Origin of the sequence: Pseudomonas sp. Sample_16 (assembly GCF_004307665.1) — a bacterium.
Lineage (GTDB): Bacteria > Pseudomonadota > Gammaproteobacteria > Pseudomonadales > Pseudomonadaceae > Aquipseudomonas.
This window is the reverse complement of record NZ_RCOB01000192.1, coordinates 1-12,317: the sequence shown is the minus strand read 5'-3', so window position 1 is coordinate 12,317 and position 12,317 is coordinate 1. Positions and strand designations below refer to the sequence as shown.

7 protein-coding genes and 1 other RNA gene are annotated in these 12,317 nt (G+C 59.4%); 7 read left to right on the top strand and 1 reads right to left on the bottom strand.

Going from position 1 to position 12,317, the window contains the following annotated elements; all coding sequences use genetic code 11:
- The 7 genes from D8U69_RS25415 to D8U69_RS25385 all read left to right on the top strand — a co-directional run.
- Positions 1 to 647 (top strand): GntR family transcriptional regulator (locus tag D8U69_RS25415; RefSeq protein ID WP_130908422.1); only part of this gene is annotated, 647 nt, incomplete at its 5' end.
- A 2-nt stretch (positions 648 to 649) separates the two neighbouring features.
- The gene (smc, locus tag D8U69_RS25410; protein WP_130908421.1) at positions 650 to 4,138 is read left to right on the top strand and encodes a chromosome segregation protein SMC; all 3,489 of its coding nucleotides are present in this window, start codon (positions 650 to 652) and stop codon (positions 4,136 to 4,138) included.
- Positions 4,139 to 4,395: 257 nt separating this feature from the next.
- On the top strand, positions 4,396 to 5,250 hold the full coding sequence (zipA, locus tag D8U69_RS25405; protein ID WP_056856981.1) for a cell division protein ZipA: 855 nt from the start codon (positions 4,396 to 4,398) through the stop codon (positions 5,248 to 5,250).
- A gap of 149 nt (positions 5,251 to 5,399) precedes the next feature.
- A complete protein-coding gene (ligA, locus tag D8U69_RS25400; protein ID WP_056856982.1) occupies positions 5,400 to 7,757 on the top strand; it encodes an NAD-dependent DNA ligase LigA in 2,358 nt (785 codons plus the stop codon).
- Positions 7,758 to 7,959: 202 nt separating this feature from the next.
- Positions 7,960 to 9,126 carry a putative zinc-binding metallopeptidase gene (locus tag D8U69_RS25395; protein WP_056856983.1) on the top strand — a complete coding sequence of 389 codons (1,167 nt, stop codon included), beginning with the start codon at positions 7,960 to 7,962 and terminating at the stop codon, positions 9,124 to 9,126.
- Between the two features lie 155 nt (positions 9,127 to 9,281).
- An RNA gene (gene ffs, locus D8U69_RS25390) (signal recognition particle sRNA small type) lies at positions 9,282 to 9,378 on the top strand.
- 377 nt (positions 9,379 to 9,755) lie between these two features.
- Positions 9,756 to 11,456, top strand: a complete 1,701-nt coding sequence (locus tag D8U69_RS25385; protein WP_130908420.1) for a GGDEF and EAL domain-containing protein — start codon at positions 9,756 to 9,758, stop codon at positions 11,454 to 11,456.
- Here D8U69_RS25385 and D8U69_RS25380 read toward each other — a convergent pair.
- Positions 11,453 to 12,193, bottom strand: coding sequence for a transporter substrate-binding domain-containing protein (locus D8U69_RS25380; protein WP_130908419.1), 741 nt, complete (start codon positions 12,191 to 12,193; stop codon positions 11,453 to 11,455). The two genes, D8U69_RS25385 and D8U69_RS25380, sit on opposite strands and share 4 nt — an antisense overlap.
- Positions 12,194 to 12,317 lie beyond the last annotated feature (124 nt).

The following is a 12,317-nucleotide window of genomic DNA, read 5'->3' as shown; positions in this document are numbered from 1 at the left end:
CGCCGGACAGCCTCGCCGAGCAAATCGCTCACCACCTCGCCGAACGCATCATTCGCGGCGAAATGAAGCCCGGAGAGCGCATCCAGGAACAGAAGGTCACGCTGGCACTCAATGTCAGCCGCGGCTCGGTCCGTGAGGCCTTGCTGATCCTTGAGCGTCGCCACCTGATTGCGATCCTGCCGCGACGTGGCGCCCACGTGACCGAGCTCACCGCGCACAAGGTACGGAGCCTGTGCACGCTGATGGGCGAGATGTACATCCTGCTCGCCAATGCCGTGGCCACCGGCTGGAAAGTCCAGGCCGACCTGGCGCCGTTCGTGCAGATTCAGCAGCGGCTTACCGCCAGCTACGAACGCCAGGACATCCATACCTTCGTCGATGAAAGCTTCAATGTGATGCGCGCCACGTATTCGTTCGCCAACAATCCGTATTTGCAGGAAACCGTCGAGAATCTGCAGCCGGCCATGAGCCGTGCCTATTTCCTTGCCCTGGATCAGCGCAAGGCCTCGATGAGCGAATATCTGGAGCTGTTCGAGCGTCTGCTCGCGGCGGTGATTGCCCGGGACTACGCTCAGATCCGCGAAGTGCTGATCGCCTACGGCCAGCGCAGCTGCGATCTGGTGATCTCCGCCCTGACGGACGCCTGATCTTGCGGCTCAAATGCATCAAGCTGGCGGGGTTCAAATCCTTCGTCGATCCGACCACGGTGAACTTCCCCAGCAACATGGCGGCGGTGGTCGGACCCAATGGTTGCGGCAAGTCGAACATTATCGACGCCGTGCGTTGGGTGATGGGCGAGAGTTCGGCCAAGAACCTGCGTGGCGAGTCGATGACCGACGTCATCTTCAACGGCTCCACCAGCCGCAAGCCGGTGAGCCAGGCGAGCATCGAGCTGGTGTTCGATAACTCCGACGGTACATTGCTCGGCGAATACGCCGCTTATGCGGAAATTTCCATTCGTCGCAAAGTGACCCGCGACAGCCAGACCACCTATTACCTCAACGGCACCAAATGCCGTCGCCGCGACATCACTGACATCTTCCTCGGCACCGGCCTCGGCCCGCGCAGCTACTCGATCATCGAGCAGGGGATGATCTCCAAGCTGATCGAGTCCAAGCCCGAAGACCTGCGAAACTTCATCGAAGAAGCCGCGGGCATTTCCAAGTACAAGGAGCGCCGGCGCGAGACCGAAAACCGCATCCGCCGCACCCACGAAAACCTCGAACGCCTGACTGACCTGCGTGAAGAGCTGACGCGTCAGCTGGAACGCTTGCACCGCCAGGCCGAGGCGGCCAAGAAATATCAGGAATGCAAAAGCGAGGAGCGTCAGCTCAAGGCGCAGTTGTCGGCACTGCGCTGGCAGGACTTGAACGATCAGGTCGGTCAGCGCGAAGCGATCATCGGTACCCAGGAAATCAGTTTCGAAGCCTTGGTGGCCGAGCAGCGCAACGCCGATGCCAGCATCGAGCGCTTGCGCGATGGTCATCACGAGCTCTCTGAACGCTTCAATCTGGTGCAGGGACGCTTCTATTCGGTCGGCGGCGACATCGCTCGGGTCGAGCAGAGCATTCAGCACGGCCAGCAGCGCCTGCGTCAGTTGCAGGACGACTTGAAAGAAGCCGAGCGCGCGCGGCTGGAAACCGAATCTCACCTGGGGCACGACCGCACGTTGCTGTTGACCCTCGGCGAAGAGCTCGACATGCTCACGCCGGAACAGGAAGTCACCAGCGCCGCCGCCGAAGAGGCCGCCGCGGCACTGGAAGAATCTGAAACCACCATGCACGGCTGGCAAGAGCAGTGGGATGCCTTCAACCTCAGCGCCGCCGAACCGCGCCGTCAGGCTGAAGTGCAGCAGTCGCGGATTCAGCAACTGGAAACCAGTCTGGAGCGCTTGGCAGATCGTCAGAAACGTCTTGGCGAAGAACGCGCGTTGCTCTCGGCAGATCCGGAAGACGCAGCGATCATGGCGCTCAGCGAACAGCTCGCTGAATCCGAGGCGACCCTCGAGGATTTGCAGACCAGCGAAGAAGCCCAGGTCGAAAAACTCGAGCAACTGCGTCAGCAATTGCAACAAACGCTGACGGCGCAGCAACAGGCCCAGGGCGACCTGCAGCGGCTCAATGGGCGTCTGGCGTCGCTGGAAGCCTTGCAACAAGCCGCGCTCGATCCCGGCACCGGCACCGCCGAATGGCTGCGTGAGCAGCACCTCGCGGATCGCCCGCGTCTGGCCGAGGGCCTGAAGGTCGAAGCAGGTTGGGAGCTTGCGGTGGAAACCGTCCTGGGCGCCGACTTGCAGGCCGTGCTGGTAGACGACTTCAATGATTTTGATCTGGCCGGGTTTGCCCAGGGCGATTTGCGCTTGCTCAGCCCCGCTGGCGACGGCGTGCGGGTGCCGGGCAGCCTGCTCGACAAGGTCGAGGCACAGATTGATCTGTCGCCTTGGTTGGGGCAGGTCAAACCGGTTGAAAATCTTGAGCAGGCGCTGGCCTTGCGCGGGCAGTTGGGCGTTGGCCAAAGCCTGATCAGTCGCGACGGTTTCTGGGTTGGCCGGCATTTCCTGCGGGTACGCCGGGCCAGCGAAGCAGAAAGCGGTGTGTTGGCCCGTGGCCAGGAAATCCAGGCGCTTGGCCTTGAGCGTGAAGAGCGCGAAGCCGCCGTCGAAAACCTCGAAAGCCAGTTGCAGAACCTGCGCGCGCAACAGCGCCAGCAGGAGAACGGCCGTGAACATTTGCGCCGTTTGCTGCAAGACGAAGCCCGTCAGCAGGGTGAATTGAAAGCCCAATTGTCGGCCGGTAAGGCCAAGGCCGAACAGTTGAGCCTGCGCCGCACTCGCCTCGACGAAGAGCTCATTGAGCTGGACGAACAGCGTGCGTTGGAACACGAAAACATCGGCGAAGCGCGTCTGCAGTTGCAGGAAGCTCTGGACAGCATGGCGCTGGACACCGAGCAGCGCGAATTACTGCTGGCCCAGCGCGACAGTCTGCGCGAACGCCTTGACCGGGTGCGCCAGGAAGCGCGGCAGCACAAGGATCACGCCCATCAACTGGCGGTGCGGTTGGGCTCGCTGAAGGCTCAGCACGATTCGACGCGACAGGCGCTCGAACGCCTGGAAATGCAGTCTGAACGCCTGACCGAAAAGCGCGAGCAATTGAGCCTCAATCTGGAGGAGGGCGAGGCACCGCTGGAAGAGCTGCGTTTGAAACTTGAGGAATTGCTCGACAAACGCATGACCGTCGACGAAGAGCTCAAGACCGCACAGATCGCCTTGGAAGATGCCGATCGTGAACTGCGTGATGCGGAAAAACGCCGCAACCAGGCTGAGCAGCAATCACAGCTGATCCGCGGTCAACTCGAACAGCAACGCATGGAATGGCAGGCGTTGACCGTGCGCCGCAAGGCTTTGCAGGATCAGTTGCTGGAGGACGGCTACGATCTGCACGGCGTACTCGCCACGCTGACAGCCGAAGCCAGCGAGAAAGCTGCCGAGGAAGAGCTCGAACGCATTGCGGCGCGGATTGCGCGCCTCGGTGCGATCAACCTGGCGGCCATCGACGAATACCAGCAACAATCGGAGCGTAAACGTTATCTGGATGCCCAGGACGCCGATCTGGTGGAAGCACTGGAGACCCTGGAAAACGTGATTCGCAAGATCGACAAGGAAACCCGAAACCGTTTCAAGGATACCTTTGATCAGATCAATGGCGGTTTACAGGCGCTTTTCCCAAAAGTTTTCGGTGGCGGTCGCGCGTATTTGGAACTGACGGGCGAAGATCTACTCGATACAGGGGTAACGATCATGGCGCAGCCGCCAGGAAAGAAGAACAGCACCATCCATTTGCTCTCCGGTGGCGAAAAGGCCCTGACCGCATTGGCTCTGGTTTTTGCGATCTTCAAGTTGAACCCGGCGCCGTTCTGCATGCTCGATGAAGTTGACGCGCCATTGGATGACGCTAACGTTGGACGCTATGCAAGGCTGGTCAAAGAGATGTCGCAAACGGTGCAATTCATCTATATCACCCACAACAAGATCGCCATGGAAATGGCCGAACAACTGATGGGGGTGACGATGCATGAGCCCGGTTGTTCGCGTCTGGTGGCCGTGGATGTCGAGGAGGCGATGGCAATGGTGGATGCCTGAGTTGTATCTGTAAGACAGGTACTACAGGGTTATCGGACTTTTTTGCTTGCGTTGACTTGCTGGCTAATCGACATATTCGCGCAAGCCATAGTGACAGACGGTGTAAAGTTGCCTTTGGTCGTGCTAGTTTAATGTCAATTTTTCGTATACGTGGGCAAAACGCCTGTCAGAACATAGAGTTGGCGCCACGTTTTAAAGCGGTTTGCAGCTTGTAAACCCCTTATTTTTCAGCATTTTTTATAGAGGCACGGGATTACATGGAAATCGGTCTGCGCGAGTGGCTGATCGTCATCGGCATTATTGTCATTGCCGGTATTCTTTTTGATGGCTGGCGCCGGATGCGCGGCGGCAAGGGAAAATTGAAATTCCGTCTTGATCGAAGTCTGTCCAATCTTCCGGACGAAGACACCAGCGCCGAGTTGTTGGGTCCGCCCCGTGTGCTGGATTCCCACAAGGAACCGCAACTGGACGAACACGACTTGCCTTCGGTGAGCATGCCGGCACGTGAACCGCGTGAGTCGGGCTCCAAACGCGGCAAGCGTAGTCATGGCGAGCCGGCTCAGGGCGACATGAACCTCAGCCTGGATCTGGACGGCGGTCCGAGCTTCAGCAGTCGTGACGACGATTTTCCGGATGACACCAAACCCTCTCCATCGGTCAGCGAGAAAGAGCAGCCCCAGGCTGAAGAAGTGCTGGTGATCAGTGTCATTTGCCGCGACGCAGCAGGTTTCAAAGGACCGGCGTTGTTGCAGAACATCCTCGAAAGCGGCCTGCGTTTTGGCGAGATGGACATCTTCCATCGTCACGAAAGCATGGCGGGCAACGGCGAGGTGCTGTTCTCCATGGCCAACGCGGTCAAGCCAGGTGTGTTCGATCTGGACGACATCGACCACTTCAGCACTCCGGCGGTAAGCTTCTTCCTCGGTTTGCCAGGCCCGCGTCATCCCAAGCAAGCCTTTGACGTGATGGTGGCTGCAGCGCGCAAACTGTCGCAAGAGTTGAACGGCGAATTGAAAGACGACCAGCGCAGCGTGCTGACCGCCCAGACGATCGAGCATTATCGTCAGCGCATCGTCGAGTTCGAGCGCCGCGCCCTGACCCAGAAGCGCTGATATTGAATGGACGGGGCAGGCTTCTGTGACACAGGAGCTTGTTGTGGCGAGGGAGCAAGCTCCCTCGCCACAATGTCCATAGCCTTGAGCTACTGTATTTAGAAAATTGAGCAGCCTCGGCTGCTCTTTTGCTTTATGAGAGAACACCCATGACTGCCGCCAAAAACCGCATTCTAGAGCTGCGTACCGAGCTGGATCAGCACAACTATCGCTATCACGTGCTGGACGAGCCGAGCATTCCGGACGCCGAGTACGATCGGTTGTTTCACGAGCTCAAGGACCTGGAAGCCGCTCATCCAGAGCTGGTGACCAGTGACTCGCCAACCCAGCGAGTGGGCAGCGCGGCGTTGTCGGCATTCACTCAGGTGCGCCATGAAGTGCCGATGCTCAGCCTTGGCAACGCGTTCGAAGAAACCGACATGCGCGAGTTCGATCGACGGGTCACCGAAGGTCTGGATCTGCCGGTTGGCGATCTGTTCGGTGGCGGCGCGGCGGTGGAGTACAGCTGCGAACCCAAACTCGATGGCCTGGCGGTCAGTCTCCTGTATCAGGACGGCGTACTGGTGCGTGGCGCCACGCGCGGCGATGGCACCACTGGCGAAGACATCAGTGTCAACGTGCGCACTGTGCGCAACATTCCGCTGAAGTTGCACGGCACTGGGTGGCCGGCGACGCTGGAAGTGCGTGGTGAAGTGTTCATGTCCAAGGCCGGGTTCGAGCGGCTTAACGCCACGCAACTGGAGGTGGGCGGCAAGACTTTCGCCAACCCGCGCAACGCGGCGGCGGGCAGTCTGCGACAGCTGGATTCGAAAATCACCGCCAACCGGCCACTGGAGTTCTGCTGCTACGGCATTGGCCAGGTGTCGGCGGACATTGCCGATACACACATCGGCAATCTGCAACAGCTCAAGGTCTGGGGCTTGCCGATCAGCCATGAGCTGAAGCGGGCGAACGGGATCGATGAGTGCCTGGCGTATTATCGCGATATCGGTGAGCGTCGCAATGCGTTGCCTTATGAAATCGACGGTGTGGTGTTCAAGGTCAATAGCATCGCTTCACAGCGGGAACTGGGTTTCCGCGCCCGCGAACCGCGCTGGGCCATCGCCCATAAATTCCCGGCCATGGAAGAACTCACCGAGTTGCTCGACGTGGAATTCCAGGTCGGTCGTACCGGCGCCGTGACGCCGGTGGCGCGACTGAAACCGGTCAAGGTTGCCGGCGTCACCGTTGCCAACGCGACGCTGCACAACATGGATGAAGTGGCGCGCCTGGGGTTGATGATCGGTGATACGGTGATCATCCGCCGAGCGGGTGATGTGATTCCGCAAGTGGTGCAGGTAGTGCTCGAACGCCGTCCGGATAACGCCCGGCCGGTGCAGATTCCCGAGCAATGCCCGGTCTGTGGTTCCCACGTCGAGCGTACGCAACTGGTCAAGCGCAGCAAGGGCCGCGAGACGGTCAGCGAAGGCGCGGTGTACCGCTGCGTCGGCCGACTGGCCTGTGGCGCGCAACTCAAGCAGGCGATCATCCACTTCGTCTCGCGACGGGCGATGGATATCGAAGGCTTGGGCGACAAGAGTGTCGAGCAATTGGTGGACGAAGGGTTGGTCAGTTCGCCGGCCGATCTGTATGCCCTGAAGTTCGACGACATCGTCGATCTGGAAGGCTTTGCCGAGGTGTCGAGCAACAAACTGCTCAGTGCCATCACCGACAGCAAGACGCCGGGGCTGGCGCGGTTCATCTATGCCCTCGGGATTCCCGATGTCGGCGAAGAGACGGCCAAGGTCCTGGCGCGTTCCCTCGGTTCGTTGGAGCGGGTGCAGCAGGCATTGCCACAAGTGCTCACGTATTTGCCGGATGTCGGGCTGGAAGTGGCCCACGAGATCCACAGCTTCTTCGAGGATGCCCATAACCGGCAAGTGATCACAGCTTTGCTCAAGCACGGGCTGCAGATCCAGGATCAGGGCGAACTCGGCGCCGAGTTCGCCGCCAGCACCACCCTGGGCGGTTTCCTCGACAAGCTGCACATTCCTTCGGTGGGGCCGGGCGGGGCGCAGAAACTGGCCGAGAAATTCGGCTCGCTGCAAGCGGTCATCGGTGCCGATTGGCTGGATATGCGTCAGGCGTTGCCGGAGAAGCAGGCCAATTCGGTTCGGGAGTTTTTTACCATCGAGGAAAATCGTCGACTCGCCGAAGCGGCTGAAAAACAGCTGGCCGATTTCGGCATGCACTGGCGCAGCGAAAAGAAAATCGTCGAAGGCCTGCCATTGGCTGGGCAAACCTGGGTGCTCACCGGCTCGCTGGAGCTGATGAGTCGCGATGTGGCCAAGGACAAACTCGAAAGCCTTGGTGCCAAGGTGGCGGGTTCCGTGTCCGCCAAGACCCATTGCGTAGTGGCGGGGCCGGGCGCCGGTTCGAAGTTGACCAAGGCCAATGAGCTGGGCTTGAAGGTGCTGGATGAAGAGGCGTTTGTTGAAACATTGCGCGGGTTCGGCAAGGTGGACTGAGCAGCAATATAAGCTGTAGGGGCCGTCCCGCCGCCGCTCTGTGATCGTTCCCACGCTCCGCGTGGGAATGCCCCAACGGACGCTCTGCGTTCGGGCGCTGAAGGGGGCGCGGAGTGTCCTGGCTTGAGTTCCCACGCAGAGCGTGGGAACGATCCAGTGTCCGCAATGATCTAGTCTTGGCAAGCCCCAGGGAGAGATCGTCATGTACCGCTTCTTCGAACAGCTCAGCTCACGCATCGCGGCGCCCTTCATGGGGGAGAGTTCGCGCAACAGCAAGATCTGGCCGTGTCGATGCGGGCAGTCGCTGTTCTTTCGCAATAGCCAGTGCCTGGCCTGTTCGGCGGCGCTGGGCTATCAGCCGCAGGAGAGCCGTCTGTCATCGTTGCAGCCCGGCGATCAGCCGGATAGCTGGTGGCTTGATGCCGATCCCGCAGCCGGTTTGTTTCGTCGTTGCGCCAACCTTGATTCCCCGGCAGCGTGCAATTGGCTGCTGCCTGCCAATGACCACGATGTGTTGTGCATCGCGTGTAGCCTGAATCGCACCATTCCCGATTTATCGATAGCCGAAAACCATGAGCGCTGGCGCAAGATGGAAACCGCCAAGCGGCGGCTGGTCGCGCAATTGGTCAGCCTGGGGTTGCAGGTGATACCCAAGACGGTCGATGAAGAAACCGGTCTGGCCTTCGATTTCATTGGCGTCGACCTCGAAGGCAAGTCGCCCACCACCGGTCACGCCAATGGCCTGATCACCCTCGACATCGAAGAAGCTGACGATGCTCATCGCGAGCAGATGCGGGTACAGCTACACGAACCCTATCGCACATTGCTCGGGCATTTTCGTCACGAAGTCGGGCATTACTACTGGGACCGTCTGATCGCCAATAGTGATTGGCTGCAAGCGTTCCGCGGCTTGTTCGGTGATGAGCGTGCCAGCTACACCGATGCCCTTGAACGACATTATCAGCAGGGCGCACCGCTTGATTGGCAGCAATCCTGTGTCAGTGCCTATGCCACCATGCATCCTTGGGAGGACTGGGCTGAAACCTGGGCGCATTACCTGCACATGATGGATGCAGTCGATACGGCACTGGGGTTCGGCATGAGTGCGCGGGAAATGGACCTCGATTATCAGCCGTTTCCGATCGATACCCTTTACGATCCGCAGCATCCCGGTGGGGCGGCGTTTCTCTCTTTCGTCAATGCCTGGATCGAACTGGCCGGCATGCTCAATGAACTGTCGCGCAGCATGGGCCAGCCGGATTTTTACCCTTTCGTGCTGCCGCCGACGGTGATCGCCAAGCTGCACTTCATTCATCTGGTCATCCAGGGCGAGGGCGGCAGGGCGGACGAAGTGGTGCAGGACCTGTAGAGCGAGCAGGCTCGCGCCTGCATAAGCCGATTTTCACCATTCGCGCATGTCTTTGACCGGCCTCATATTTTTAATCCGCCGCAACGGTTGTAACTTCGTCTGAGATAGGTACAATGGCGCGGCTCGCCGTCAGGTGAGCGTCGTTATGGTGACCCCATCGGTCCCCCCGCAACGATTACCCGTGAACCTGGTCAGATCCGGAAGGAAGCAGCCACAGCGGGAACATTGTGTGCCGGGGTGTGGCTGGTGGGGTTGCCTCCATAACGCAGCGCGAATCCTCTGTCGCGTTATCCTGTTCAAATACTTTCACTGTGCTGCCATGGATTTTGTCCATAGCGGTTTTTTGTCGTTTTCGATTTGGCTGACGCTGTAAAAACATCAGATGATTTGCATCATACTGCGCCATGATCGATCACCTTGCCTTGCAATATGCGATGCATCTCGTAGAATCGCCGCCGGAAACCGGCACTTGGTGACCGGTTCCCGGAAGATCGATCAAGACAACAAAGCCGACATGGCGTCTACTCACAGGGTTGCGTGAGTCCTTTAGCAGCGCTGATATTGCGCGAATGATCCGCGCTAATTTGCTGCTCCACCGCCGCCAATGTAAGCAACAGCGAGTCTGACTCATGGATGAGAAGTACCGCAGGGCCGTGGATGCCGCCGCGATTTTTTCCGAGACCGATCTGACCGGCCGGATAACCCACGTCAACGACCAATTTTGCGCCATTTCCGGGTATAGCCGGGAAGAACTGCTGGGGCAAAATCATCGGCTGCTCAATTCCGGCACCCATTCGACCGAGTTTTTCGCCGGCATGTGGCGCACCATCGCCATGGGCAATGTGTGGAAAGGCGAAATCTGCAATCGCGCCAAAAATGGCAGCCTGTATTGGGTAGAAAGCACGATGGTGCCGGTCCTCGATGAAGACACCGGTCGGGTCGAGCGTTATTTGTCGATCCGCTTCGATATCAGCGAGAAGCGCCAACTGCTGCATACCCTGCAATGGCGGGTCGGGCACGATGTGTTGACGGGACTGCCCAATCGCGCGTTTCTGTCGGACCTGCTTGATCAGGCGCTGGAGTTTTCGCGACAGGAAAACACTCCGCTGGCGGTGTGCATGCTCGACCTCGACGGTTTCAAGGCTGTCAACGATGGTTACGGGCATGCCAGCGGCGATCTTTTGCTGGTCGAAGTGGCCAAACGATTGCGCGGTATCGTCCGTGCCGAAGATGTCGTGGCGCGGCTGGCGGGTGACGAGTTTGTCCTGGTGTTGCGTTACGTGCGCGATCTGCCGGAATTGAATGCGGCATTGAATCGGGTCCTGGGCACGATCTCGGCGCCATACACATTGCGCGGTAAGGAAATCAATGTGTATGCCAGTATCGGCGTCACGCTGTATCCCCATGACAATGCCGATGCCGAAACCCTGTTGCGTCATGCCGATCAAGCCATGTACGTGGCCAAGCAAAGCGGGCGCAAGCGTTTTCATTTGTTCGATGTGTCCCGGGATCGGGAGGTCAAGGCTACTCACCAGACCGTCGAACGGGTACGCCAGGCACTGATCAACCATGAGTTGCGTCTGCACTTCCAGCCCAAGGTCAACATGCGACGCGGCGAGGTTGTCGGCTTCGAGGCATTGCTGCGCTGGAAGCACCCGCAAAACGGCATGATGACTGCCAGGGAGTTTTTGCCTTTGGTCGAGGAAACGGATCTGATCGTCGACATTGGTGAGTGGGTGATGGATCAGGTGCTGTTGCAGCTGGAGGTCTGGCAGCTGCAGGGATATGACTGGCCGGTCAGCGTGAACATCGCGGCGCGGCATTTCCAGCGCGCGGATTTTGTCGGCCGGCTTGAAAGCGCGTTGGCCCGGCATGGGCGAGTGCCTGCGCAGAGACTGGATCTGGAAATCGTCGAGTCGGTGGCCATCGAGAATATTCAGCACGTCAGCGCCTGCTTGCAGGCCTGTCAGGCGCTGGGCGTGCAGTTTTCGTTGGGTGATTTCGGCACCGGTTTCTCATCCTTCAGCTACCTCAAACGGTTGCACACACAAACGATCAAGATCGATAAATCGTTTGTCAGGGATATCCTGCATGACGGTGACGATCTGGCTCTGACCACTGCAGTAATCAGCCTGGCGAAGGCATTTGGCCGACAGGTGATTGCCGAGGGGCTGGAAAGTGTCGAACACGGTGAGTTACTGCTGCGGCTGGGGTGCGAGGTGGCGCAGGGGTATTTCATTGCGCGCCCCATGCCGGCCACCGACGTGCCGGGCTGGGTGGCAGGCTACGTCGCACCGTCGCAATGGCGGGCGCTGGCGCCTGCCGGCTAAGGCTTGCCTCCGATATAAAGCCGAATGATGTCATCGATTTCGCCGGACATTTTCATCCGCACCAACGTGCGCAGAATTCGCTGCACCGGCACGTCCGGGTCGTTGCGTACGTAGCAGCCGACACGCTGCTCCTGCAATACCGCCACACTCAGTAATTGTTGCTGTGGCAGCAGGCGCTGGTTGAACCAGTCCAGCGTCCATTGGTTGCTGACCGCGTAGCGGTTGCGTCCGGCCTGGAGTTTCTCCAGCACCTGTTCCTGATTGCGCGCGTCATCGCGGTGCAGGCGCTTTGCGTCGAACAGCGGTTGCAAAGTCGGGTAGCTATAGCCCAGAACCGTACCGATCGATTGTGGCGACAGACTCGCCGCGATGACCGGATCGGGTTGGGCGGGGCGGCTGATCAGCAGGTCAGGTTGCGACCAGAGTGGAATGCTCCAGATGTAGTCGCCGGATTGATTGGGTAACCACGATTGTGCGGCATAGCAGCGAACATCGACCTCGCCGTGTTCCATCGCGTTTTGCACCCGGCCCCGGGGCAATACAACAAACCTGGCCGGTACGCCGACCTGGGTCGCAAGGCTGAGCATCACGTCATAAAGAATGCCTTGTGTGGGCCGGCCGCGCTCAAGCTGCACCATCGGCATCGCCCAGCTGTCGGGCACCACAAAGCGCAACGGCGCGTCCGCAGCCGCACTGTCCAGGCTGATCAACAGCAGTGCCCCCAAGGCCAACCGCATAAATGCTCCAACAATCACCGCAAATTGCAGCTTAACCAGATTAGACGAGCGCACCGGATGCATTTTTGGCCTTGCTCCGCTAGCATTAGCCGCTTCTGCTTCCTTCGCTGCGACGGTTTTCGAT